This is a genomic window from Nonomuraea sp. NPDC049419 (assembly GCF_040676995.1).
In the GTDB taxonomy this organism is placed as follows: domain Bacteria; phylum Actinomycetota; class Actinomycetes; order Streptosporangiales; family Streptosporangiaceae; genus Nonomuraea; species Nonomuraea salmonea.
Genome location: NZ_JBFAQB010000015.1, coordinates 99,326 through 122,642, shown reverse-complemented (window position 1 = coordinate 122,642; position 23,317 = coordinate 99,326). Strand labels below are relative to the sequence as shown.

The 23,317-nt window shown below is 73.1% G+C and carries 23 protein-coding genes; 12 read left to right on the top strand and 11 right to left on the bottom strand.

Annotated features, from left to right (window positions below):
• Positions 1-60 precede the first annotated feature (60 nt).
• The 6 genes from AB0K12_RS34055 to AB0K12_RS34030 all read left to right on the top strand — a co-directional run bounded on the left by AB0K12_RS34055 (position 61) and on the right by AB0K12_RS34030 (position 5,167).
• The gene (locus AB0K12_RS34055) at positions 61-1,272 is read left to right on the top strand and encodes a histidine kinase (protein ID WP_364570623.1); all 1,212 of its coding nucleotides are present in this window, start codon (positions 61-63) and stop codon (positions 1,270-1,272) included.
• Positions 1,269-1,913: a response regulator transcription factor gene (locus AB0K12_RS34050; RefSeq protein WP_364570620.1), complete on the top strand. Its 645-nt coding sequence runs from the start codon at positions 1,269-1,271 to the stop codon at positions 1,911-1,913. Before AB0K12_RS34055 ends, AB0K12_RS34050 begins: the two co-directional genes overlap by 4 nt.
• 236 nt (positions 1,914-2,149) lie before the next feature.
• Complete coding sequence (locus AB0K12_RS34045) at positions 2,150-2,368, top strand: hypothetical protein (RefSeq protein WP_364570617.1); 219 nt, start codon at positions 2,150-2,152, stop codon at positions 2,366-2,368.
• Positions 2,369-2,461: 93 nt separating this feature from the next.
• Positions 2,462-3,307, top strand: coding sequence for a hypothetical protein (locus AB0K12_RS34040; protein ID WP_364570614.1), 846 nt, complete (start codon positions 2,462-2,464; stop codon positions 3,305-3,307).
• 48 nt (positions 3,308-3,355) lie between these two features.
• Positions 3,356-4,261: a hypothetical protein gene (locus AB0K12_RS34035; RefSeq protein ID WP_364570611.1), complete on the top strand. Its 906-nt coding sequence runs from the start codon at positions 3,356-3,358 to the stop codon at positions 4,259-4,261.
• A gap of 30 nt (positions 4,262-4,291) precedes the next feature.
• A complete protein-coding gene (locus AB0K12_RS34030; protein WP_364570608.1) occupies positions 4,292-5,167 on the top strand; it encodes a hypothetical protein in 876 nt (291 codons plus the stop codon).
• A 64-nt stretch (positions 5,168-5,231) separates the two neighbouring features.
• Here the strand turns inward: AB0K12_RS34030 and AB0K12_RS34025 are convergent, their stop codons facing one another.
• Together AB0K12_RS34025 and AB0K12_RS34020 are read right to left on the bottom strand one after the other, a co-directional pair.
• Positions 5,232-6,386, bottom strand: coding sequence for a UDP-N-acetylglucosamine--N-acetylmuramyl-(pentapeptide) pyrophosphoryl-undecaprenol N-acetylglucosamine transferase (locus tag AB0K12_RS34025; protein WP_364570605.1), 1,155 nt, complete (start codon positions 6,384-6,386; stop codon positions 5,232-5,234).
• A 4-nt stretch (positions 6,387-6,390) separates the two neighbouring features.
• A complete protein-coding gene (locus tag AB0K12_RS34020) occupies positions 6,391-7,320 on the bottom strand; it encodes a formylglycine-generating enzyme family protein (RefSeq protein ID WP_364570602.1) in 930 nt (309 codons plus the stop codon).
• A 103-nt stretch (positions 7,321-7,423) separates the two neighbouring features.
• Here AB0K12_RS34020 and AB0K12_RS34015 point away from each other — a divergent pair, with 103 nt between their 5' ends.
• Both AB0K12_RS34015 and AB0K12_RS34010 read left to right on the top strand, forming a co-directional pair.
• On the top strand, positions 7,424-8,383 hold the full coding sequence (locus tag AB0K12_RS34015; protein WP_364570599.1) for a Ppx/GppA phosphatase family protein: 960 nt from the start codon (positions 7,424-7,426) through the stop codon (positions 8,381-8,383).
• A gap of 76 nt (positions 8,384-8,459) precedes the next feature.
• Entirely contained in the window at positions 8,460-9,005 is a 546-nt protein-coding gene (locus AB0K12_RS34010; protein ID WP_364570596.1) for a hypothetical protein, read from the top strand.
• A 5-nt stretch (positions 9,006-9,010) separates the two neighbouring features.
• On the opposite strand, the gene AB0K12_RS34005 is transcribed toward AB0K12_RS34010, so the two are convergent.
• Both AB0K12_RS34005 and AB0K12_RS34000 read right to left on the bottom strand, forming a co-directional pair.
• Entirely contained in the window at positions 9,011-9,418 is a 408-nt protein-coding gene (locus tag AB0K12_RS34005; protein ID WP_364570593.1) for an ATP-binding protein, read from the bottom strand.
• Between the two features lie 116 nt (positions 9,419-9,534).
• Positions 9,535-10,080, bottom strand: a complete 546-nt coding sequence (locus AB0K12_RS34000; protein WP_364570590.1) for a TetR family transcriptional regulator — start codon at positions 10,078-10,080, stop codon at positions 9,535-9,537.
• A 124-nt stretch (positions 10,081-10,204) separates the two neighbouring features.
• Between AB0K12_RS34000 and AB0K12_RS33995 the strand changes: the two genes are divergently transcribed.
• Positions 10,205-11,170, top strand: a complete 966-nt coding sequence (locus AB0K12_RS33995) for a GNAT family N-acetyltransferase (protein ID WP_364570587.1) — start codon at positions 10,205-10,207, stop codon at positions 11,168-11,170.
• A gap of 117 nt (positions 11,171-11,287) precedes the next feature.
• On the opposite strand, the gene AB0K12_RS33990 is transcribed toward AB0K12_RS33995, so the two are convergent.
• The 6 genes from AB0K12_RS33990 to AB0K12_RS33965 form a co-directional block, all read right to left on the bottom strand.
• Positions 11,288-12,565, bottom strand: coding sequence for an AAA family ATPase (locus tag AB0K12_RS33990; protein WP_364570584.1), 1,278 nt, complete (start codon positions 12,563-12,565; stop codon positions 11,288-11,290).
• A complete protein-coding gene (locus tag AB0K12_RS33985) occupies positions 12,562-13,989 on the bottom strand; it encodes a hypothetical protein (protein ID WP_364570581.1) in 1,428 nt (475 codons plus the stop codon). Before AB0K12_RS33985 ends, AB0K12_RS33990 begins: the two co-directional genes overlap by 4 nt.
• 46 nt (positions 13,990-14,035) lie before the next feature.
• Positions 14,036-15,166, bottom strand: a complete 1,131-nt coding sequence (locus tag AB0K12_RS33980; RefSeq protein WP_364570578.1) for a hypothetical protein — start codon at positions 15,164-15,166, stop codon at positions 14,036-14,038.
• The gene (locus AB0K12_RS33975) at positions 15,163-15,972 is read right to left on the bottom strand and encodes a hypothetical protein (protein ID WP_364570575.1); all 810 of its coding nucleotides are present in this window, start codon (positions 15,970-15,972) and stop codon (positions 15,163-15,165) included. Before AB0K12_RS33975 ends, AB0K12_RS33980 begins: the two co-directional genes overlap by 4 nt.
• Positions 15,973-16,038: 66 nt before the next feature.
• The gene (locus AB0K12_RS33970; RefSeq protein WP_364570572.1) at positions 16,039-16,725 is read right to left on the bottom strand and encodes a class I SAM-dependent methyltransferase; all 687 of its coding nucleotides are present in this window, start codon (positions 16,723-16,725) and stop codon (positions 16,039-16,041) included.
• 32 nt (positions 16,726-16,757) lie between these two features.
• On the bottom strand, positions 16,758-17,192 hold the full coding sequence (locus AB0K12_RS33965) for an ATP-binding protein (RefSeq protein WP_364570569.1): 435 nt from the start codon (positions 17,190-17,192) through the stop codon (positions 16,758-16,760).
• A gap of 155 nt (positions 17,193-17,347) precedes the next feature.
• Here AB0K12_RS33965 and AB0K12_RS33960 point away from each other — a divergent pair, with 155 nt between their 5' ends.
• Both AB0K12_RS33960 and AB0K12_RS33955 read left to right on the top strand, forming a co-directional pair.
• Entirely contained in the window at positions 17,348-19,165 is a 1,818-nt protein-coding gene (locus tag AB0K12_RS33960) for a glycoside hydrolase family 15 protein (RefSeq protein WP_364570566.1), read from the top strand.
• A 102-nt stretch (positions 19,166-19,267) separates the two neighbouring features.
• Positions 19,268-21,295, top strand: coding sequence for a SpoIIE family protein phosphatase (locus tag AB0K12_RS33955; protein WP_364570563.1), 2,028 nt, complete (start codon positions 19,268-19,270; stop codon positions 21,293-21,295).
• A gap of 15 nt (positions 21,296-21,310) precedes the next feature.
• On the opposite strand, the gene AB0K12_RS33950 is transcribed toward AB0K12_RS33955, so the two are convergent.
• Entirely contained in the window at positions 21,311-21,925 is a 615-nt protein-coding gene (locus tag AB0K12_RS33950; protein ID WP_364570560.1) for a PadR family transcriptional regulator, read from the bottom strand.
• Positions 21,926-22,122: 197 nt separating this feature from the next.
• Between AB0K12_RS33950 and AB0K12_RS33945 the strand changes: the two genes are divergently transcribed.
• Positions 22,123-23,265 carry an inositol-3-phosphate synthase gene (locus tag AB0K12_RS33945; RefSeq protein WP_364570557.1) on the top strand — a complete coding sequence of 381 codons (1,143 nt, stop codon included), beginning with the start codon at positions 22,123-22,125 and terminating at the stop codon, positions 23,263-23,265.
• Positions 23,266-23,317 lie beyond the last annotated feature (52 nt).

Below are 23,317 nucleotides of genomic sequence, written 5' to 3'. Positions count from 1 at the left end.
ACCGCTCGTACGGCGACAGCGGTATCGCGCGGGCCGGAAAGCGGGCATTACGGTGCCGGTATGCGGACCACCGCCCTCGTGCTCATCATGGCCGTGAGCGTGCACGCCTCCACCGTCATGGCCTACGGCAACCAGCCGCACGCCCGGCCACTCGACCTGCTCGGCCATGCGCTGCTCGCCGCCACGGCGCTCGGGCTCGCGCTGCTGCCCAGGCGGCCCCGCCTGGCGCTCGCCGTGTGCGCGGTCGCCGCGGCGGTGATCTTCACCCGTGGGTACGCGATCGCGCTCTGGCCGGTGCCCGCGCTGATCGCGCTGTTCTCGGCCATCGCCGCCGGGCGCAGGGCCGCGGGGTGGGCCGGGGCGGCGTTCCTGGTGGCCGTGCCCGGGGTGGCGGCGCTCGGCAGGATGGAGGCCGACGTCGCGCTCGCCGTGCTCGTGTGGCTGCTGCTCGTGCTGGTGGTGGCGCAGCCTGCGGAGGTGTCGCGGGCGCGGCGGGCGTACACGCGGGAGGTGGAGCGGCGCGCCGCCCAGGCCGAGCGCAGCCGGGAGGAGGAGGCGCTGCGCCGGGCCCAGGAGGAGCGGCTGCGGGTGGCGAGGGAGCTGCACGACGTCACCTCCCACACCGTCTCCGTGATCGCCCTGCACGCCGCCGTCGCCGCCGAGGCCGTCGAGCGAGCCGGTGGCCCGCCCGAGGCCGCCGCCGCCCTCCAGGTGATCCGCACCTCCAGCAGGCAGGCGCTGGGCGAGATGAAGGCGGTGCTCGGCGTGCTGCGTCCCGGCACGTCCGGGCACGCGCCCCAGCCGGGGTCCGCGCAGTTGCCCCGGCTGCTGGAGACGGCCGGGTTGCCGGTGTCCTTCGACGTGGAGGGCGAGCGCCGTCCGCTCCCTCCGGCCGCCGACCTGACCGTCTACCGGGTGGTTCAGGAGGCGCTGACCAACACCATGCGGCACGCCGGCGCCGGTGCGGCCACCGTGCGGCTGACGTACGAGCCGGGGGCGGTGACTGTCCAGGTGGAGGACGACGGCCGCGGCATCCCCTCAGAGGACGCCGCGTGCGGCCCGCCCGGCCAGGACGGCCCGGCGGATGGCCCGGGGGACGGGCCGGGGGATGGCCCGGATGACGGGCCGGGCGACGGCCCGGGTGACGGGCCGGTGCGGCGCGGGCACGGGCTCACCGGCATGGCCGAGCGGGTCGCCGCCCTGGGCGGCCGGCTGGCCACCGGGAACGCCCCCGGCGGCGGGTTCCGCGTCACCGCCAGGCTGCCCACATGATCACCGTCCTGCTGGCCGACGACCAGCCGCTCGTCCGCGCCGGGCTCCGGGCGCTGCTCGACACCGAGGACGACCTGCGCGTGCTGGGGGAGGCCGCCGACGGCGCGGAGGCGGTCCGCGAGGCGCGGCGGCTGCGTCCCGACGTGGTGCTGATGGACATCCGCATGCCCGAGCTCGACGGCCTGGCCGCCACCCGCGCGCTCACCGCGAGCGGCGTGCGGGTCGTCGTGGTCACCACGTTCGACCTGGACGAGTACGTGTACGAGGCGCTGCGCTCCGGCGCCAGCGGCTTCCTGGTCAAGGACGCGGAGCCGGCCGAGATCCGCCACGCCGTACGGGTCGCCGCCCGTGGGGACGCCCTGCTGTCGCCCGGTGTCACCCGGCGGCTCATCGAGGAGTTCACCGCCCGCCCCGCCGCCCTGGACACCGGCCGCCTCGCCCCGCTGACCGGCCGCGAACGCGAGGTCCTGGCCCGCGTCGGCCGCGGCCTCACCAACGCGCGCATCGCCGAGGAGCTGGCCATGAGCCCGCACACGGTCAAGACCCACGTCAACCGCATGATGACCAAGCTGGCCGTCCACGACCGCGCCCAGCTGGTCGTCCTCGCCTACGAAACCGGCCTGATCCGCCCAGGCATCTGACCCCACCACCTCCGGAGCCCCACGAAAGCTGGAGCCGGGTGGCCGCGTCGGGGAGCGCGGGCGGGTACGAGACGCCGGGGAGCGCTGCGGAAGGGCGGGGCTGCCGTGGGTGGTCGGTGCCGTGTCGCCGGCGGCCTTCGTGCTGCTCGTGCCGGTGTTCAGGAGTCTGGTGGTGCGGGACGACCCCGCGCGGTCGCCGACGGGGCTCGCGCGGACCGCGGGCGGTCATCACCTCTGTGGCCACCATCATGTTCTGCGTGTTCGCCGCGTTCGGCGCCTTCGATGATCGCGCGCTGCGCGTGATGGGGGTGGGGCCGGCCGTCGCGGTGCTGGTCGACGCCACGGTGGTGCGGCTGGTGCTGGTGCCCGCGGCGATGAAGGTGCTGGATGATCGGAACTGGTGGTTCGCTGGACTGACCTTCCGGAGGCTGACACCTGGGCAGAAACGAACGTAATATCCCAATATCACGAGCGTTGGGGGCGCCAGGGTGCCAGGACAGAACGTGGGTGTGGTCGTAGATCCGGCGGTTCCGCCGGAGGTGGCCGGAATGTTGCGCGCGAACGCCCCCTTGCTGTCCAGGATCAAGGCCGGATGGGTGCCGCCCGCCGAGGTGGCCCCGGCGCGCCGCCGCACGCCGTCGAGCGCGCTGCTGCTGGCCGCCACGCCGGTCGTGATCGCCCTGATGGCGGTGCTGCTGGCCTCCCGGTACGCCGCCGCCGGTTTCGTGCTGCTCGGCACGTACGTCTTCATCGTCCTGGTGAAGATCGCGTCCATGAGCGAGGTCGCCGAGGACGACCACCGCCCCCAGGAGCGCGCGGTCTACGAGCAGGCCCGCTGGTACGACGGCCGCTACCTGCTCCCCGAGGACTTCGACCCGGAGGCGGCGGCCGTCCTGGCCAGGGCGCAGCGCGCGATCGGCACGGTGCTGCGCTCCCACGTCAACGCCGAGGGCCTGCTGGACGACGCCCGCAACGCCACGATGCTGCCCGCCCAGGAGTGGGAGATCGCCCGGCTGCTCGCCAAGCTGTCGGCGCTGCGGCTGGAGCACCGCGACCTGCTGGCCAGAGGCATCGCGCCGGAGGTGGCGGCGGTGATCGAGCCGCTCGAACGCGCTCTGGCCGGCAGCGAGGCCGCGGTGGTGGCGAGGGTGGAGGCGCTGGAGCGGTACGCCGGCCACGTCGCCGAGGCCGAGCGCGCCTACCACGCCCGCAGCCAGATCGAGGAGCTGCGCGCCCGGCTGCCGCGCTATGAGGAACTGCTCGCCGAGTCGGGCGCCGACAAGCTGGCCGTGCCGGAGATCGACCGGTTGTCGCAGGACGCCGACGTGCTGGAGCGCACCTTACGCCGCAGCGTGAAGTCCGCCCATGAGGCGTTCCGCTACCTGGAGAGCTGACGACCGGACGGGAAGACGTACCAAGGATCAGTACGAAGGACTCAGAACGTGGCCGGACGATATGCGAAGGTGATCGTCGATCCGTCCGTGCCCGACGATGTCGGGACGCTGCTCCGCGACAACCGCAAGCTGCTGCTGCGGATGCGCGCCGGCTGGGCGCCTCCCGATCGCGGCCGCGTCCCGCTGGCGCGCGCCGCCCGGCTGGCGGCGGCCGTGACGGCGCTCATCGCGGCGATGTACGGGCTCGTGCTGTTCACCGCCGAGCGTTACACCCCCTTCGTAGTGATCATGACGGGGTCGGCCCTGCTCATGGTGGCCGTCCTGCTCAAGCCCAGACCCGACGTGCAGGTGGAGCGGCGCAACGCGCTGGAGCGCGAGGTCTACGAGATCGCCCGCCGTCACGAGGGCCGGTACGTGCTGCGCGACCGCCTCGACGAGCCCGCCAGGGCCCTGCTGTCGCGCGCCCAGACGGCCATCGACCAGGTCATGTCCTCCCACGTGCACGCCGAGGGCCTGCTGGACGGCGTGCGCAACGGCGTGATGCTGCCCGCCCAGGAGTGGGAGATCGCCCGGCTGGTGGCCAAGCTGTCGGAGCTGCGCGCCGAGCACCAGGAGGTCGTCGCGGAGGGCGTCACCCCCGAGGTGGCGGCCGTGGCGGAGCCGCTGGCGCGGGCGCTCGACAGCAGCGAGAAGGCGGTGCTGGCGCGCGTGGAGGCCCTGGAGCGGTACGCCGGCCACGTCGCCGACGCCGAGCGCGCCTACCGCGCCCGCAGCCAGATCGAACGCCTCAGCGCCAAGCTGCACCGCTACGAGGAGTTGCTCGCCGAGACGGGCGCCGACGGGGCCGGGGTGCCGGAGCTGAGCCGGCTGTCCGACGACGCCGACCGCCTGGAGCAGGCGTTACGCGACAGCGTCAGCTCCGCGCATGAAGCTTTTCGCCACCTTGATGACTGACGTAGCTTAGGATCCGGATTTGTGGCGGATATGGTGATTGATCCGAGTGTGCCGCCCGACGACGCCCAGCTGCTCAGGGAAAGCCGCCGGGTCCTGCTCAAGATGCGCGCCGGCTGGGTGCCCGAGCCGCGGCCGCACGTCTCCAGCCGGCGGGTCCGCACCGCGATGTCCGTCGGCACGGTGGTCCTCCTCGGCCTGATGCTGGGCCTCGGCGCCCTGCGCATCGGCGTCAACCTGCTGCTGCTCGTCGTGCTCGGCATCCCGCTGGTCATCGTGCTGTTCGCGCGCAACGACCCGGCCGACGACGAGGAGGCCGACTACGAGCGCGAGGTCTACGAGCAGCTGCGCTGGTACGAGGGCCGCTACGTGCTCGCCGGCGACCTCGACGAGTCGGCCGCCCGCCTGCTGGAACGCGCCCAGCGCGCCATCGCCACCGTGACCGGCTCCCGCGTCAACACCGACGGGCTGCTCGACGACGTGCGCAACGCCGTCATGCTGCCCGCCCAGGAGTGGGAGATCGCCCGGCTGCTGGCCAAGCTGTCGGCCCTGCGCACCAAGCACAGGGAGACCGTCTCGCAGGGCCTCACCCCCGAGGTGGCGGCCGTGGCCGAGCCGCTCGCCCGCGCGCTCGACAACAGCGAGGAGGCCGTGCTCGCCCGGGTCGAGGCACTCGAACGCTACGCCGCCAACGTGACCGAGGCCGAGCGCGCGTACGTGGCCCACCACCAGATCGAGGAGCTGCGCGGGCGCATGCACCAGTACGAGGAACTGGTGGCCGAGACGGGCGCCGACGGGTTCGCCGTGCCGGAGCTGGAGCGCCTGGCCGCGGACGCCGACCGGCTGGAACAGGCGCTGAGGCGGAGCGTCAGCTCCGCCCGCGAGGCGTTCCGCGCCCTCGACCCGTGACCCGCGAGCCCGGCCCTGGGCGTGCGCACGGACATGGACGCCCGAGCCCGATCGCACGGGCTCGCTAGCGCCGGCTGTAGACCTCGGGAGCGCCGTGGCCGGCGGTCTCCAGCAGCAGGTCGCACAGCACCTCGGCGGCGTCGAGGCGGCCCAGCTCGGCCGCCGCCTGCCCCATCGTCTGCCGCAGCCCGGGGTCGGCCAGCAGCGGCATCAGCTCGGCCAGCAGCATCTCACCCGTGGGACGCGGCTCCAGCAGCGCCCGCGCCGCCCCCGCCGAGGCCAGGTAGCCGGCGTTCTTGCGCTGCTCGTCGCCGCCGGTCGGGATGAGCGGGATCAGCACCGACGGCTTGCCGATGGCGGTCAGCTCCGACACCGTGCCCGCCCCGCTGCGCGAGATCACCACGTCGGCCGCGGCGAACAGGTCGGCCAGCTCGCTCCCGACGTACGGCACCGGGTGGTAGCGGTCGGCCAGGTCGGGCGGCAGCGGCACGGCCCGCATCTGGTCGATCCAGGCGGGCCCGCACTGGTGCACGATCTGCGCGTGCGGCAGCAGCCGCGGCAGGATCTCCGCGATCAGCGTGTTGATCTGCTTGCTGCCCTGCGCGCCGCCCGTCACGTAGATCAGCGGCACCTCGAACGTCAGCCCGAACAGGTCGTAGGCCGCCGCCCTGCTGCCCTGCAGCAGCTCGGGCCTGATCGGGTTGCCCGTCACCACGGCCTTCTTGCGGGCCGAGGCGGGCAGATGGTCCAGCGACGACTCGTGCGACAGCGCGATGCGCGTCGCCAGCCGCGACAGGATGCGGTTGGCCAGGCCCACCACGGTCGTCTGCTCGTGCATCACCAGCGGCCTGCGGATCAGCTTGGCCGCCACCCCGATCGGCACCGCCACGTAACCCCCCGTCGACAGCACCACGTCGGGCAGGTAGCGGGCGGCATGCGCGACCGCCTGCAGAACCCCGATCGGGATGCGGAACACGTCGGCGATGTTGGTGCCCAGCTCCTTGAGGTTGGGGCGGCGGCGCAGCTTGCCCGTGGTGATCGCCTTGAACGGGATGCCGTGCTCGGCCGTGATGCGGGCCTCGAGGCCGTTGGCGGTGCCCACCCAGAGCACGTCGTGCGGCACCTGACGTCGCTGGACGGCCGACAGGGTCGTCAGGGCCGGATAGGTGTGACCACCGGTGCCGCCGCCGGTGATCAACAGTCGCAGGGTTCGTGACATGGGCTCAGACTATGGCCGCGCAGCGGAAGCCGGTGTGCCCGGTGGACGAGTCGGGCGTGTTCGACGTGCGCGCCGCCACCCGGTAGCGGTTGCAGTAGGAGTCGTGGCACATGTACGAGCCGCCCCTGATCACCTTCGCCGTGCCGTCGGCCGGGCCGAGCGGGTTGTCGGCGTGCGGCTGCCACTCGGTGCCCCACCAGTCGGCCGTCCACTCCCACACGTTGCCGGCGACGTTGTAGAGCCCGTAGCCGTTCGGCTGGAACGACTTGACCGGCATCGTCCCCTTGCTCGGCGCGGTCGGGAAGCGGCCCTGCCAGATGTTGCAGCGCGGCCGGCCGTTCGGGGCCAGCTCGTCGCCCCACGGGTAACGCCTGCGCTCCAGCCCGCCCCTGGCCGCCATCTCCCACTCGGCCTCCGTGGGCAGCCGCTTGCCGGCCCAGGTGGCGTACACGACGGCGTCGTTCCACGACACGTGCACGACGGGGTGGTTCTGCCGGTTGCCGATCGACGAGCCGGGGCCCTCGGGGGAGCGCCACGTGGCGCCCTCGACGCCGACCCACCAGGGCGCGCCGGGCACGCTCGCGTCCATCACCCCGGCGGAGGCGAACTGGGCGAACACGAACGACCAGCCGATCCGCTCGGCCTCCGTCACGTAACCGGTGTCCTTGACGAACGTGGCGAACTGCGCGTTCGTCACGCAGACCGGGTCGATGAGGAACGGATCGACGCGTACCTCGCGCACCGGCCCCTCGCCGTCCTCGGGCCGGCCGTCCGGATCGTCGCCGCCCATGAGGAACGTTCCGCCGGGAATGCGTACCATCCCGCGCAGCACGGGCTTCCTGCGGGTGATCTGGACGGCTTCCTGATACGGCCCGGCGGTGCCCTCCCTGCTCGGGCCACAACAAGCGCTCAAAGGTCCCCCCAAACGTGTCATGCCATCAGGAAGGGTAGTGCCTGGAGCGTGCCCGCGATCACGCGGCCGTCCTGGTCGCCCGCCGGGTCACCTCGCGAAAGCCGCAGGACGGTAGCGTTCTCCCATGCGACTCGGCGTGCTGGACATCGGCTCGAACACCGTCCATTTACTGGTCGTGGACGCCCACCGCGGCGCCAGGCCCCTGCCCGCCTACTCCCACAAGGACGAGCTGCGCCTGACCGAGCACCTCGACCAGGACCAGAACCTGGGCCCCGAGGGCGTCGAGCGGCTCGGCGGCTTCGTCGAGGAGGCCGTGCGCATCGCCGAGGACAAGGGCGTGGAGGACCTGCTGTGCTTCGCCACCTCCGCCGTACGCGAGGCCGCCAACGGCGAGCAGGTGCTGGCGGAGGTCGAGCGGCGCTGCGGCGTGCACATCGCGGTGCTGTCGGGGCCCGACGAGGCCAGGCTGACGTTCCTGGCCGTGCGGCGGTGGTTCGGCTGGTCGTCGGGGCGGCTGCTGGCCCTCGACATCGGCGGCGGCTCGCTGGAGATCGCCGCGGGCGTGGACGAGGAGCCCGACGCCGCCGTCTCGCTGCCGCTCGGCGCCGGGCGGCTGACCCGCGACTGGTTCACCGCCGACCCGCCCTCCGCCGAGGAGGTGCGGAGCCTGCGCAAGCACGTACGCGCCGAGATCGCCCGCACGGTCGGCGACGTCATGCGGTACGGCCGCCCCGACCGTGCCGTCGCCACCTCCAAGACCTTCAAGCAGCTCGCCAGGATCGCCGGCGCGGCGCCCTCCGGCGAGGGCCTTTACGTCACCCGCTCGCTGTCCCGCCAGGACATGGCCGACTGGGCGGCCAAGCTCACCACCATGGAGGCGGCCGCGCGAGCCCGCCTGTCGGGGGTGTCGCAGGGGCGGGCCGCGCAGCTCGCCGCGGGGGCGCTGGTGGCGGACGCGGCGATGGACCTGTTCGAGGTGGACCGGCTCGACGTGTGCCCGTGGGCGTTGCGCGAGGGCGTGATCCTGCGGCGGCTCGATCTCCTGCCGGGGTGGCCCGAGCAGCTCGACGGCGGGTCGAAGTAAGCCCGATCTATCTTCAATTCTTGGCATAAAGCGCTGGTGGGCGGGCATTGTCCGGCAAATGATGACAGTGCTCGGCTTGATCGGGACCCTGACGGTCGTCCTCATCCTCATCGTCCTCGCGGTGCTGCTCATCTCGGCGGTCGCCATGCTCGTGCTGCTCGGGCTGGCCGCCTCGATGGCCCGCTGGCGCACGGCCCGCCTCCGCCTCCACCGCCTGCTCCACTCCCAGCCCGCAGCCCGCCCAACAGCCCGCCCCACAGCCCGCCCTGCCCGCACGCCGCAGCCCCAGCCCTCCACAGAGGAGCCCTCCGCAGAGGAGCCCTCCGCAGAGCCCTCCGCAGAGGAGGGCCCGGCGACGGCTACGGCGCCCCCATCCGAGCCGGCGGCGGGCTCGGACGCGGGGCCGGAAACGGCGTCTCCATCGAGGCCGGATGCGGGGCCCGGCCGGGAGGTGAAGCCGGTCGCGGCGGGTCATCCGCGTGCGGGGGCCGGGCTGGAGCTGAAGTTGTGCGGTGAGGGGGTGCCGGAGCGCAGGCGGGCCACGCTCAGCCGGCACGCGCCCAGGATCCGCCGCCGTCTCCATCTCGGGGCGTCTGAGAAGAGCGTGTCCGGCCGGAGGTGAGGGGGTCAGGTGGCGGTCAGGTGCTGGCCGGCCGCGCCGGGGGCGTAGCGCAGGCGCTTCTCCAGGCAGACGACCGCGCCGTGCTCGCGCCGGTTGGTGAAGCGGACGTCGTCGGCGAGGGCGCGCATGATCTGCATGCCGCGCCCGTGCTCGGAGTTCTGATCGGGGTCGAGCAGCTTGCGCGGGTCGAAGCCGTTGCCGGTGTCGACCACCTTGATCACGCACAGGTGGTCGTGGACGGACGCGCTGACCGTGTAGTCGTCGCTCGGCCCCGCGTGCTTGATGACGTTCGAGCACGCCTCGGTGAGCATCAGCTCGATGTCGTCGCGTACCTGTGGCTCGACGCCGAGCGAGCGCAGCGTGCCGTCCAGCAGCTGCCTGATCAGCGGCACGCTCGCCGCATCCCTGGGCAATCGGAGCGCTATCGTAGCCTCCACCACGTCTCCTCCCCATATGGATGCGTGACGAGCCACTGCCCCGAAAATCCCGCCCCAATCGTCCGTATAGGCGGAGTCAGGCCGGAAACCGCTCAGGTCTCCAGCAGCCGGAGCGCCACCTCGACCGTCGCCTGGTGGATCTCCTCCTCCGACAGCTCGTCCTCGTTCATCAGCCACTTGCCGGAGTGCAGTGCGAACAGCGCCAGCGAGTGACTGACACGCTGGGTGGCGGTCGCACCGGGCTCGGTGAACTCCGACGCCAGCTCCATCAGCCGCTCGCGGATCTCGATCAGGGTCGGGTGGTCGCGCAGCGCGGTCTGGTTGCGCTCAAGGAAGTGGGCGATGCCGTGGTGGCGGGTGGCGCGCACGCCGGCGGCGTACCGCTCGACGAACTCGCGGCGCGTCCGCGCCGTCTTCGGCCGGCTCCGCACCCAGGCGAGCAGCTCCTCCAGCTCGCTCAGCCGCTGCTCGACCAGGCTGGCGACGATGTCGTCCTTGGTCTTGAAGTGGTAGTAGAGTGCGGCCTTCGTCACCCCGAGCTCCTCGGCGATCTCGCGCAGCGAGGTCGCCTCGTACCCTTGCTCCGCGAAGCGCCGCAGGGCGATCTCCTGGATCCGGGATCGGGTGTCTTCGCGCACCTCTGCACCTTTTCGACTTGACGGCCGGTAAGTTCGCCTCATTCTACGGGCGGCCCGGTCCGCCTCCGGCCGCCGCGCGGAAAAGGAGAGGCGGTTCGGGAGCGGGTTCGGGACAATCGGCACCATGCACACCATCAGGCGGCCCCGGCTGGACGACGCCGCCGGCATCTTCGAGCTCGTCTGCGCGTACAACACGGAGGTCATCGGCGAGCCCGACACCACGCTCGCCGACATCGAGGACGAGCTGGTCGAGCCCGGCTTCGATCGCGACAAGGACGGCTGGCTCGCGCTCACGCGGGACGGACGGGCCGACGGCTACGCCTGGGTCTGCCGCATGGGTGACAGCGACCTCCTGGACGTCGAGGTGTTCGTCCGTCCCGGCGTGCCCGGCCTGGCGGACGAGCTGTGGCCGCTGGTGCTGCGCCGCGCCGCCGAGCTGGGGGCCGAGCTGGGGCACGACAGCGTCACGCTGCACCTCGGCGTCTACCGCGACGACGTCCGCAAGCAGGCCGGCGTCCGCGAGCTGGGCTTCGAGCCAGGCACCTGCTTCCACCGCATGCGCATCGACCACGACGGGCCGCTCCAGCCTCCTGACGTGCCCGCGGGCGTCACCCTGCACACGGGGGAGAGCGAGGAGGTGCGGCGCGCGGCGCACGCGGTGCAGCAGGAAGGGTTCGCCGAGCACTTCGGCTTCGTCCGGGTCGGCTACGAGCAGTGGTACGAACGCCGCCAGGCCATGTCCGTCACCGACTGGTCGCAGCTCACGCTGGCCCGCGTGGACGGCGTCCCGGCGGCGGTGGTCATCGGCAACGACCAGTTCGTCGCCGACGAGGACTGCGGCTACGTCGCCACGCTCGCCGTGCTGCCCGCCTTCCGCGGCAGGGGGCTCGGCAGGTTCCTGCTGCGGCACGCCTTCGCCGCCGACGCCGCCCGCGGCCGCAAGGGCACGCTCCTGCACGTCGACTCCAACAACACCACCCCGGCACTCGGCCTGTACGAGTCGGCCGGCATGCGCCCGGTCCTCGTCGTCGACGTCTGGCGCCGCAACCTGACCGCGGAACCAGCCGCGGGAGCATCCGCACCCGCATAAGACCGCGCCCAGACACCCGCCGCCGACCCTGACCCCGCGCTCAGACGCGTGCCGCCCGCTCCGGCCGCCCGCTCCGGCCTCGCGCTCAGACGCGTGCCGCCCGCTCCGGCCTCGCGCTCAGACGCGGTGCCTGGCCAGGTGTTCCAGCACCGACTGGTTGGCCTCCCAGCCGTCGGGGAACTTCACCGGCACCCCGAGCTGCACCGGCTCGGCCGACGGATGGGCGTCGAGCAGCTCGGCGATGCCCGCCCTGGCCACCACCACGCAGGCGTGCCGGTGCCGGGACGCCAGCACGCACAGCCGGCCCGACTCCAGGTGGAAGGCCGTGGCGTCGCGGCGGCCGGACAGCGGGTGCAGCACGATGGTGACGTCGTACTCGCGGCCCTGCAGCCGGTTCGCGGTGTCCACGGTGATCTCGGGCGGCAGCCCGGCGGCGCGGATGGCGGCCACCTGGTCGCGGTGCGCCGCGCCGACCGCGATCCTGTCGGCCGTCACGGGCCGCTCGCCCTGCTCCGAGCCGGCCACCGCGCCGCGCTGCAGCAGCCGCTCGGCCAGCAGCGCCACCGCCTGCACGGCCTCGCCGTCGGTACGCACGGTGTGCCGGTTCGGCAGCTCCAGCAGCGCCCACCCCGACCGCGCCGCCTCCTCCAGCGCCCGGTCGTGCACGGTGCCCATGCCCCCGGTGGACAGCTCCAGCCGCCGGTCGCCCTCGCCGGTGCCGGAGCGGAACCCGGTGAACGGGTAGAACGCCCGCGACACCACCGGCGCGGCGGAGGCGGGCAGCCGCCACGACACCGGCAGCCGGTGCACGGGCAGGTCGGGGTTGTGCCGCAGCAGCACCGCGACCGCGCTCTGCAACGGGTCCCACGACAGGCCGGACCAGCGGTCGCCGTCCACGATCGAGAACGGGTCGAGCTGCCCAGGATCGCCCACGAACAGCGCCCGCTCGAACAGCCCCGCGATGCGCAGCAGCTTGTCCGAGCGCATCTGGTACGCCTCGTCCACGATCGCCCACGGCCACACCCGGTCGCCGATCCACGCCCACTTGTCGGCGGTGGCGATGACGACGTCGGGGTCGCCGAGGTCCTGGATGCGGGTGCCGACGCGGACGCCGGGCAGCTCCAGCATGCGCAGCGGCGGCACGTACCCGCTCGCCGACAGCCGGCCCACGGTCAGGTGCGGGTGCTTGTCGGAGATCCGCGCCACCAGGTCGTCGACCTGCTCGTTGGTCTGGGCGACGATCATCAGCGGCTCGCCGGTGGCGGCGATGTGGGCGGCGGCGCGTACGACGAGGGTGGACTTGCCCGCGCCGGGCGGCGAGTCGACCACCACGCCGCGGTGCCTGGGCAGGTCGGCCAGGACGTTCCTGATGACCTGCTCGGGGCTGTCGGTCACGACCAGTCCTCCTGGGCGTCCTCGTCGTCGGGCACGTACTCCTGCGGCGGGCCGCCGTGCGTCCACGGCGTGGCCTCGGCCTCCGGCAGGGCGGGGGAGCCCTGGAAGTCGTCGGTGAGCGAGGTGTAGCAGACCCGCTCGCCCAGCTCCGGCACCGCGCCCGGCGCGGGCGTCTTGCCCCTGCCCATGCCCTTGGTGATCTTCAGGGTGACCAGGCCCTGGGCGGCCTCCACCAGCTCGGCGCCCTGACCGCGGCGCTGCGGGGTGCCGAGCGAGGTGCCGGGCGGCAGGCGTACGGGATCGTCGGTCTTGATCACCACGAGCGGGCGGAGCTTGCGCGAGCGGCCCTCGCCCTCGGTGTTGTCGGGCACCGTCTCGACCACCTCGCCGGCGAACGCCTCGCCGGTCAGCCGGTATTCGGCCATGACGAGGGGGTCGTCGTAGGCGCGCTGCACGTCGTACGCGGCCTGCGCGCGCTCCATGCGGGCCAGCTTGGCCGCGGCGGCCACCGCGCCGTCGCGCCTGGCCTGCGGCGGCGCGCCTTCGGCGATGTGCACGGCCATGCCGCTGAACGAGCCGCGGTCCTGCTCCCAGCGCTGCGCCACGCTCGCGCCCGCCGGCAGCCCGGCCAGCAGGTCGATCGCCTGCCACATCAGCCGCCAGGTGGGCTCCAGCTGGGTGCGCAGCGCCTCGGTGATGCGCTCGGGCGACTCGCTCTCGATCGCCGGCGCGAGCACCTCTGCGTCGAACCCGGGATCGGTGGCGGGCCCGGCGGGCGGCCAGATCAGCGGGTCCTCGGCGTCGTCGCTGGGCCCGGTGGTGATCCAGCCGAGCAGCGCGGCCAGGTTGGCGTCCTCCAGGGAGCTCTGCCCGCTGGCCCAGTGGCGGCCCAGCTCCTCCGTCGCGGCCAGCATCAGCGAGGAGCCGGGGTACGCGGCCCGCTCCCCGAGATAGGTCAGCCACCGCCCGAGCAGCGGCACCGACTCCGGCACCGGGTAGGGCCCGTCGGCGCGGCGGAACCGGGTCGAGCGGCCGAGCAGCCGGGTGAAGGCCACGCCGGCCGGGTTGGGCACGATCACCTGCGGCGCGTCCAGCGCCCGCTCGTAGGGGTCGGCGTTCCTGCGCTCGACCGTCTCGGTGTCGTGCAGGAACCCCTCGATGTACGGCAGCAGCACCCCCGCCACCTCGGCCGCCCACGCGAAGCGCAGGTCGCGGTTGCGCGGCTGCGTCACCACGAGCAGCCGCGGCCGGTCGCGCTCGGTGCCGAGCATGGCGGCCAGCGGCGCGGCGGCCTCGCCCGACAGTTTCAGCGGGATGAACACCATGGGCCGCTCGGACAGGTGGCAGTGCCTGACGGTCGCGACGGGCTGCGCGATGCCCTCCTGGAGGGCCCGCAGCCGGGCGAGCGAGGTCAGCAGGCTCATGCCGGGCTCTCCCGCAGGGGAGCCGGGCCGGGCGGCGGGGTCGGGTTCACGTCAGGCACTCTCTGCGCAGGCGTTCGGCGTTGCGGAGCAGGCGGGCGATCTCCTCCTGCCCCTCGGCGGGGTCGAGCGAGCCGTCGGCGAGGCCGAGCACCTCGGTGACCGAGGCCACCCCGCCTAGCTCGTCGCGCACCTGCCGGCCGAGCAGGTCGGACGCGCCCTCCTGGCGGGCCTCGTCGCGGCAGAAGAAGCACAGGTCGCAGGTGGACAGGCAGTCGGGCGCGTAGCGGGCGGTGGTCCTGTGCAGCGCGTCGGCCAGCTCGGCCACCGGCCTGGTGGGCCGGCCGTCCTCGCCGGGCCGCAGGTCGAAGCTGAGGTCGTCGGGCAGGTCGGCGAGCAGCCGGTCGAGGGTGGTCATCCGGGTGAGCTGGCGGCGCAGCACGGCGAGTTGCCTGCGCACGTCGACCAGCGAGGCGACCGGCCGGTTGGCGAAGTTCTCCGGGCAGACCAGCACCACGTCGTGCGAGACCTTGAGCGGGTCGTGGCCCAGCTCCTCCAGCAGCGTGCGCAGCGCCAGCACGTAGACCGCCGCCTGCCGGGCCGCCGCCGCGACCGCCGCGGGGTCGGCCTGCCCGTCGATCACCGCGAACGACTTGATCTCCACGATGTGGAAGCGCCCGCCGAGCTGGAAGGCCACCACGTCGGGCTCCAGGTAGGCGGTGTGGCCGGCGATGTCGAGGGTGAGCAGCGGATGGTCGTAGAGCGTGCCGGCGTCGTGCTCGTCGCGGGCGGCCCGGTCGATCAGCGTCCTGGTGTGGGCGTGGCGCAGGTGGGCGCCGACGTTCTCCACGTCGTGGTAGGCGACCTCGGCGACGGGCAGGCCGAGCAGCTCGCGCAGCATGCGCAGCAGCTCCGCGCACCCGTCGGCCTTCACCTGCGCCTCGAACATGTTGCCGCGCGTGATCGCGAACGGCGACTGCCCGAACGGCGCGGGGAAGCCCAGGTGGCGGGCGGCGGCGTCTTTGTCGATGCCGGCGCCGTCCATCAGGGCCCGGCGGGCGCAGCCGGGGTTGGCGGCCAGGGCCGCGATGGCGCGGGCGTCGTGCGGCTGCTGCGGTGTGGTGCCCCGCAGCGCCTCCAGGCGGTGCACGTGGTCGCCCTCGCGCTTCAAGCCGCTCACTTGGCGTTCTCCTTCTTGATCGTGCTCAGCGTAGCGGCGCCGAACAGCCTGGCGGCGTCACCGAGCTGCGCGGCGGCGCGTTCTGCCAGCTCAGCGCGGTCCCGCGTGTCGCGATCGACGTGGACGCGCAGCTCGGCCTGGGCCGCGCGGGCCACCCGCTCAGGGTCGGGCGGGCCCAGCGTGCCGTCCGTGGCGCCGGGGATGTTGCGCGCCATGCGCAGCAATAAGCGGCTGCCTCTTTCGGCGCCCTGCTCTCGCTCCCTGCTCGCCTGCTCGCGGGCCACCGCGATGGCGCAGGCGAGGAAGTCGACGCGGGGGCTGAGCGGGCCGACCACGCGCCGCTCCAGCGGCCAGGTGCTCAGCGTGAGCAGGCCGCGGGCGGGGGAGAGGCGGTCGGTGAGCGCGGCGCACAGATAGTACGGCCGCCCGAACGGCGTGGCGCGGAACGAGCGCTCCTCGTCCCTGCGCAGGCTGGTGAGCTGGCCGCTGCGGATGGTGCCGCCGAAGAACGCCTCGCTGACGGCCACGATGAGCCGCGGCTGGGCGGCGGCACCGAGCAGCCGCAGCCCCTGGTGCACCTGCTCGCGCACGGTGACCAGGCGCGGCGGCCCCTCCTTGGCGGGCTCCTCGGCGGGCTCATCAGTGGGCCGGGCGCCGCACACCAGGGCGTCCCAGGCGCGCTCGGCGCTGCGCAGCTCGGCCCGCAGCACCCGCGCGGCGGCGCCGTCCCTGGCGCGCATCGCCTTGCGCACGCCGGCCCGCAGCTCGTCGATCCGCCGTTCGAGATCGTCCAGCCGGTCACTCATGGCGCGACTTTACCAACAGTCCCAGCATTTTCCAGTAAATCTGGAAGATCGACGCCTTGGTGTGATCTACGCCGTAAAGGCGATCGCCCAGGTGCGGTCCCCGGTGAGGAACCGGTCGAGGCGCAGCCCCTCCGCCGCCAGCTCCGCGGCCAGGTCGTCCTCCGTCAGCCGCAGCGACTCGAACGACTGCGTCCAGACCGTCCTGGCGCCGTCCTTGACGTGGGCGTATTCCATGGTCGCGGCCGAGACGCCGGGCCTGACCACCTCGTGCGCCGACATCATGATCGTGACGTCGCCCTCCGTGCGGATCGTGCCGGCCTTCCAGCGGTCCTGCGCCTCGGCGGGCATCCACTGGAGGACCACGGCGCCGCCGGGCGCGACGTGCCCGGCGCAGGTGGCCAGCATCGCGCGCCGCGCGGCGTCGTCCACGGTGTTGACGAGCTGCGAGGCCAGCACGACCGTGTCGAAGCGCTCGGCGAGCCGCAGGTCCTCGACGCGGGACAGGACGGTCCGCGCGCCGCGCACGTGAGCCAGCATGTCGGGCGACTCGTCCACGGCGACCACCGTGAAACCGCGCTCGACCAGCGGGTGCGTCACGCGTCCCACGCCGCAGCCCAGCTCGAGGATCGAGCCGCCGGGCGGCGTCACCCCGGCGATGAGGCCGGGCTCGGCGCCGGCGCGCAGCAGGGTGTAGAAGTCGACAGGGGATCCGTCGGGGGTGATGGGGCCGGGGCCCGTGCCAGATTCGCGCATGGTCAGAACCTAACCCCGGGGTACGACGAAGATCAGCCCCCTACGCGCTGCGGCCGGCTGCCGTTGCGGGCCGGCGGGCGCGGGTCGTGGTGAACGTACAGGGTGAGCAGCGAGCCCTCGTCGGTCTGCTCCACCGTCACCGCGTCGCACAGATACTGGATCACCCACAGGCCGTAGCCGTGCGAGGCGGTCTGGTCGAGGCTCGCGGCGGCGAGATGGGCGCGGGTGAGCTGCCCCGCCACGTCGAGCACCTGCACCATCACCCCGTCGGGCAGGCCGCGGGCGGTCAGCACGCCGGCCTTGCCGCCGTGGTCGAGCACGTTCGTGACGGCCTCGTTGGTGGCCAGCACGAGGTCTTCGAGGCGTCGCTCGGGCAGCCCGCAGTACTGACCGTGCAGGCGCACCATGTCCCTGATCAGGCCGAGGTCGGCCGAGATCGGGCACCGCAGTTCGAACTCCAGAGGCATGTCATCCTGCCCGCCGAGGGCCGGGAGGTTCCGCGGGCGACGTGGCTCCTTACCCGGGAGGAGATCGCCAAACCATGAGGAAGATCTGATGGCCTTTGACCTGCCCCTACCTGCGGCAGAGCCGCGTCTGACGGGCGGCGGCGTACGTTGGTGGCATGCAGGCACCCGGCGGCGACGCCCGATACCTGCCGATCGGCGAGCACGGACTGATCGGCGACCTGCGGACGGTCGCGCTCGTGGGCACCGACGGCACGGTCGACTGGTACTGCTGCCCCAGCTTCGACGCCCCCAGCGTCTTCGCCTCGATCCTCGACGCCGACCGGGGCGGCTCCTTCGACCTGTGCGCCGACGTGCCGGCCACGACCAAGCAGTTCTACTTCCCCGACACCAACGTGCTGATCACCCGGTTCTTCGCCGACGACGGCGTGGGGGAGATCCAGGACTTCATGCCCGTGGCCGACGGCTCGGGCGAGGCCGACCGGCACCGGCTGATCCGCCGGGTCTCCTGCGTGCGCGGCAGCATCCCGTTCCGCGCCCGGGTGTCGCCCCGCTTCGACTACGCCAGGCAGCCCCACGTCGTCACCCGCGAGGCGGGCATCGTCACGTTCGCCTCGCCGTCGCTGGCGCTCTCGCTGACCTCCAGCGTGCCGCTCGAGACCGACGAGCGCGACGCCTGGGCGGCCTTCGAGCTGAGCGAGGGCGAGCACGCCGTCTTCGCCCTCGACAACATGGCGCCGGGGGTCGCGCCGCGCGGCTGCCCGCTCAGTGAGGCGGAGGCCGAGTTCACCGCGACCGTGCGGTTCTGGCGGCGCTGGCTGTCGGCCTCGCGCTACCGGGGCCGCTGGCGCGAGGTGGTGCACCGCTCGGCGCTGACGCTCAAGCTCCTCACGTACGCGCCGACCGGCGGCATCGTCGCCGCTCCCACCACGAGCCTGCCGGAGCGCATCGGCGGCGGGCGCAACTGGGACTACCGGTACGTGTGGATCCGCGACGCCGCGTTCTGCGTCTACGCCCTGCTCAGGCTCGGTTTCACCGAGGAGGCGGAGGCGTTCATGAGCTTCCTGTCCGAGCACATCAAGGTGAGCCGCGACCGCCGCGCGGGCCCCTTGCAGATCATGTACGGCATCGACGGCCGCGCCGACCTGCCCGAGCAGGAGCTGCGCCACCTGGAGGGCCACCGCGGCTCGGCGCCCGTGCGCATCGGCAACGCCGCCGCCGAGCAGCTCCAGCTCGACATCTACGGCGCCCTCATCGACTCCATCTACCTCTACAACAAGTGGGGCGACCCGATCTCCAGTGACCGCTGGGAGGACGTGTGCAGGCTGGTCGACTGGGTGTGCGACAACTGGGACCAGCCGGACGAGGGCATCTGGGAGACGCGCGGCGGGCGTAAGAACTTCGTCTACTCGCGGCTCATGTGCTGGGTGGCGATCGAGCGCGCGATGCGCATGGCGGCCCAGCGCGGCCTGCCCGCCGACACGCCGCGCTGGCGGCGCACCCGCGACACCATCTACCGCGACATCATGCGGCACGGCTGGCGGCCCGACCTGGGCGCCTTCGTGCAGCACTTCGACGAGGACGTGCTGGACGCCTCGATCCTGATGATGCCGCTGGCCAAGTTCGTCTCGCCGACCGACCCCAAGTGGCTGTCCACGCTCGACGCGCTCGGCCAGGGGCTGGTCTCCGACTCGCTGGTCTACCGCTACGACCCCGAGATGAGCCCCGACGGCCTGGAAGGGCCCGAGGGCACGTTCTCGATCTGCTCGTTCTGGTACGTCGAGGCGCTGGCCCGCGCCGGTCGCCTCGACGAGGCCAGGCTGGCGTTCGAGAAGATGCTCACCTACGCCAACCACCTCGGCCTGTACGCCGAGGAGATCGGGCACAACGGCGAGCAGCTCGGCAACTTCCCGCAGGCCATCACCCATCTCGCGCTCATCAGCGCGGCCTTCAACCTCGACCACGCGCTCGGCTGACCAGCGGGGCGCAAAGCGCCGGCCATGAACGCGTCATCCCAGGTCAGCGTGGCTATGCTGGGGCGTCTGGGGCGGTTCACGGCAAACCGGACGGGGAGGGACATGGCGGTATCCGACATCATGCTGGGCGCGGGCACGAAGAAGTCGCCGGCCCTGTTCGTGGTCGACGTCGTGGGCACCGTGATCGGATGGACGGCGCCCGCCGAGGAGCTCACCGGCTACCGGTCGGAGGAGATCGTGGGCCGGTCGGGACGCCTGCTGCTCATGCCCGGCAGGACCAACCTGTGGAGCGGCCGGCTCCACGACAAGGAGCGCTGGCACGGCCTGGCGGAGCTGCGCCACCGCGACGGCGACCGGCTGCTCGTCAGGGTCGAGGGCGCGCGGCTGGCGACCAGGCTGGCCGGGCAGGCGTGGCTGCTGTCGGCGGTGCCGGCCGACGAGGACCTGTCGGGCAAGACGGGTTCGCTGCTGGAGTCGCTGATCAACAGCTTCCCCGTGGCGATGGCCATCTGGGACCGCGACCTGCGCTGCGTCTGGCGCAACGCCGAGGCGGAGCGGCTCACCGAGGGCTTTCCCTACTACGGCATCGGCCAGTCGATGGCCGACCCCGTCCCGGGACGGGACAACGGCAACCTCCTGGAGGTCATGCGCAGGGTGCTCAAGGACGGCGTGCCCGTCATCGATCGCGAGTCCCGGTGGACCTCGGCCGACCAGAACGAGGAACGCATGCTGTCGTCGTCCATCTCCCGCCTCGACGGCGTGGACGGCCGGCCGCTCGGCGTGTGCACGCTGGTGCTCGACATCACCGACAGCCGCGCCCGCGACCGCCTGCACCTGCTGCGCGAGGCGAGCATCAGGGTCGGCACCACGCTCGACGTGCGCAAGACCGCGCAGGAGCTGGCCGAGCTGGCCGTGCCCGCGCTGGCCGACTTCGTCTGCGTGGACCTCGGCGAGTCGGTGCTGCCCGACACCACGCCGCTGCAGCGGCTGGCCACCGAGCCGGAGCCGGTGCGGATCCCCGCCTTCCGCCGGGCCGGCCTCGCCTCCGTGCACGAGGGCATCCCCGAGGCCCGCTGGCACCTGAACGACGCGGTCTTCATCCGGCAGGCGTCGCCGTTCTCGCACGTCGTGGCCACGGGCCGGACGCATTACGAGCCCGTCATCGACTTCTCGCCCGGCTCCTGGCTCGACCGCGACCCCGAGCGGGCGGGGCTCATGCGCGCGACGGGCATGCACACGCTGCTCATCGTGCCGCTCAAGGCGCGCGGCGACGTCCTGGGCGTCACCGTGTTCGCCCGCACCGACAACGAGCAGCCGTTCAGCAGGGACGACCTCATCCTCGCCGAGGAGCTGGCCGCCAGGGCGGCGCTCAGCCTGGACAACGCCCGCCAGTACACCCGCGAGCGCAACACCGCGCTCGCGCTGCAGCGCGACCTGCTGCCGCGCGGGCTGAGCGGCGGCGACGCGCTGGAGGTGGCCTCCCGCTACCTGCCGTCCGACGTGCACGAGGGCGTCGGCGGTGACTGGTTCGACGTCATCAAGCTGCCGGACGGCCGCATCGGGCTGGTCGTCGGCGACGTGACCGGGCACGGCATCAACGCAGCCGCCACCATGGGCCGGATGCGGACGGCCGTGCGCACGCTGGCGTACGTGGGGCTGAGCCCGCACGAGGTGCTCACGCACCTGGACCAGCTCGTCGTCCGGCTGAGCGAGGAAGAGGACGACAACCCCAACGACCCCACGGGCGCCACCTGCCTGTACGCCGTGTACGACCCGGCCACCCGCCGCTGCGTGATGTCCGGGGCCGGGCATCCGCCGCCCGCGCTGCTGCTCCCGTCGGGCGAGATGTCCTTTCCCCGCATCCCCAGCGGCACGCCGATCGGCGTCGGGCTCGGGGCCTTCGCGTCGCTGGAGCTGGAGCTGGAGCCGGGCACCGTGCTCGCCCTCTACACCGACGGCCTCATCGAGACGCGCGCCGGCGACCTGGAGACGGGCCTGCGCCGGCTCGGCGCCGCGCTGGCCGCCGCGCCGCGGCCGCTGGAGCGGCTGTGCACGTCGGTGGTCTCCTCGATGCTCGGCGACACCCCGGCCGAGGACGACATCGCCCTGCTGGTGGCTCGGACCCGCTGACCTTGTCACACGGCCTCAGGCCGCGCCCCCCTGCTCGCCGAGCACCTCGGCGAGCAGGTCCTCGTTGAGCGTGCCCGACCAGGTCAGCTCGCCCGACTCCAGCCGGGCGACGAGCCGACTGACCCAGGCCAGCTCGGCCTCGCTGAGCGTGCGCTCGTAGTCGAGCTCGACCATGAGGACCTCGGGCAGGCCGGAGGCGCGCAGCGCGCCGAGGTGGGCGTTCAGCCCGGCCAGCGCGCCCTCCAGGGACGCCGCTCGCGTCCGCAGGGACTGCAGCGCGTCGGGCACCGGGAGCACGCCCATGAGGGAGACGGCCGCGGTGAAGGTGCGGCGTTCGGCGCCCGGGCTCTCCAGCAGGGCGCGCAGCCGGGTGGCCAGCTCGCGGCGGCCCTCGCCGGTGATCTGGTAGACGGTGCGCTCGGGGCGGCGGCCCTGCCTGCTGGTCTCGACGGGGACGATCAGCTCCTGGCCGGCCAGCTTCTCGACCGCGTGGTAGAGGCTTCTCGGCAGGCCCGTCACATAGTCCTTGTGCGTGTCGACGATGAAGCGGTGCAGCTCGTAGGGGTGGGCGGGGCGCAGCGAGAGCATGGCCAGCACGGTCAGGCCGACCAGGTCGGGACGTCGTGCCATGCTTCCCCCTCGCGTCATCGTGCGATGAGCACTTTAGCCGAGGCCCCACCTGATAGTGCGCGTTGCCATATGGGGTCGACCGCAGGAAAACTGAACAAGCTTCGGTTTCTGCTTGATCGGCGGCGCATTACGGCGCATTCTCATCACGGGAGCCCGATCATCCCCACGCGAACCGATGCCACGCCGGAGGAGAGCGCATGAGAACGGGAGCATGGCTGATCGGAGCACGCGGCTCGGTCGCCGTCACCAGCATGATCGGCGCCCTGGCCGTCAGGGCGGGGCTGACCGGGCCCACCGGATGCGTCCTCGAATCGCCCGCGCTGCGCGACCGCATCCGCCCGGGGATCGGCGACCTGGTGTTCGGCGGGCACGACGTCACCTCGGTGCCGCTCGACAAGAAGGCCACCGAGCTGGCCGCCGCGGGCGTGGTGCCCGCGGCGCTCGTCGCGGCCGTGCAGGAGGAGCTGTCGGTCATCGAGCAGCAGGTACGGCCGCTGCCCTCGGCCGCCACCCAGGCCGAGACCGCCGCCGCCATCGGCGCCGACCTCGACCGCTTCCGCCGCCGCCACGACCTCGACCGGGTCGTCGTCGTCAACGTCTCCACCACCGAGCCCGCCCCGCCGCCGCACCCCGCGCACGCCGGCCTGCCGGAGCTGCGCGCCGCGCTCGGGCAGCCCGGCGCCGTCCTGCCGCCCAGCGCGCTGGCCGCCTACGCCGCCTTCCACGCCGGCTGCCCGTACGTCGACTTCACCCCGTCCACCGGGGCCCGCCTGCCCGCGCTCGACGCCCTCGCCCGCGAGCGCGGCCTGCCGTACGGCGGGCACGACGGCAAGACGGGGGAGACGCTCGTCAAGTCCGTGCTGGCGCCCATGTTCGCCCAGCGCAACCTGAAGGTGCGCACCTGGTCCGGCGTCAACCTGCTGGGCGGCGGCGACGGGGCCAACCTCGCCCGCCCCGGCGCCAACGCCGCGAAGGCCGCGAGCAAGCAGCGCGTCCTCGCCGAGACCCTCGGGTACGCGCCCCAGGGCGAGACCCGCATCGACTACCTGGAGGACCTGGGCGACTTCAAGACCGCCTGGGATCTCGTCACGTTCGAGGGCTTCCTCGGGACCGCCATGCGGATGGAGTTCACCTGGCACGGCTGCGACTCCGCGCTCGCCGCGCCGCTCATCCTGGACCTGACCCGGCTCACCGCCGCCGCCCACCGGAGCGGGCGGACGGGCGCGCTGCCCGAGCTGGCCTTCTTCTTCAAGGATCCGCTGGGTGACGTCCCGCACGGGCTGGCCGAGCAGTGGCAGGCCCTGTGCGCCTTCATCGACGCCTTGGACTCCGGCCGGTGACCTTGCCTCGGCGGGGAGGCGGGTGTGAGGCCGACGTGTCGGCCGGTCCGGT

Coding starts and splice junctions, on each gene's coding strand:
- AB0K12_RS34055 (WP_364570623.1), top strand. CDS start 61: ATGCGGACCACCGCCCTCGTGCTCATCATGGCCGTGAGCGTGCACGCC.
- AB0K12_RS34050 (WP_364570620.1), top strand. CDS start 1,269: ATGATCACCGTCCTGCTGGCCGACGACCAGCCGCTCGTCCGCGCCGGG.
- AB0K12_RS34040 (WP_364570614.1), top strand. CDS start 2,462: ATGTTGCGCGCGAACGCCCCCTTGCTGTCCAGGATCAAGGCCGGATGG.
- AB0K12_RS34030 (WP_364570608.1), top strand. CDS start 4,292: ATGGTGATTGATCCGAGTGTGCCGCCCGACGACGCCCAGCTGCTCAGG.
- AB0K12_RS34025 (WP_364570605.1), bottom strand. CDS start 6,386: ATGTCACGAACCCTGCGACTGTTGATCACCGGCGGCGGCACCGGTGGT.
- AB0K12_RS34020 (WP_364570602.1), bottom strand. CDS start 7,320: ATGACACGTTTGGGGGGACCTTTGAGCGCTTGTTGTGGCCCGAGCAGG.
- AB0K12_RS34015 (WP_364570599.1), top strand. CDS start 7,424: ATGCGACTCGGCGTGCTGGACATCGGCTCGAACACCGTCCATTTACTG.
- AB0K12_RS33995 (WP_364570587.1), top strand. CDS start 10,205: ATGCACACCATCAGGCGGCCCCGGCTGGACGACGCCGCCGGCATCTTC.
- AB0K12_RS33985 (WP_364570581.1), bottom strand. CDS start 13,989: ATGAGCCTGCTGACCTCGCTCGCCCGGCTGCGGGCCCTCCAGGAGGGC.
- AB0K12_RS33975 (WP_364570575.1), bottom strand. CDS start 15,972: ATGAGTGACCGGCTGGACGATCTCGAACGGCGGATCGACGAGCTGCGG.
- AB0K12_RS33970 (WP_364570572.1), bottom strand. CDS start 16,725: ATGCGCGAATCTGGCACGGGCCCCGGCCCCATCACCCCCGACGGATCC.
- AB0K12_RS33965 (WP_364570569.1), bottom strand. CDS start 17,192: ATGCCTCTGGAGTTCGAACTGCGGTGCCCGATCTCGGCCGACCTCGGC.
- AB0K12_RS33960 (WP_364570566.1), top strand. CDS start 17,348: ATGCAGGCACCCGGCGGCGACGCCCGATACCTGCCGATCGGCGAGCAC.
- AB0K12_RS33955 (WP_364570563.1), top strand. CDS start 19,268: ATGGCGGTATCCGACATCATGCTGGGCGCGGGCACGAAGAAGTCGCCG.
- AB0K12_RS33950 (WP_364570560.1), bottom strand. CDS start 21,925: ATGGCACGACGTCCCGACCTGGTCGGCCTGACCGTGCTGGCCATGCTC.
- AB0K12_RS33945 (WP_364570557.1), top strand. CDS start 22,123: ATGAGAACGGGAGCATGGCTGATCGGAGCACGCGGCTCGGTCGCCGTC.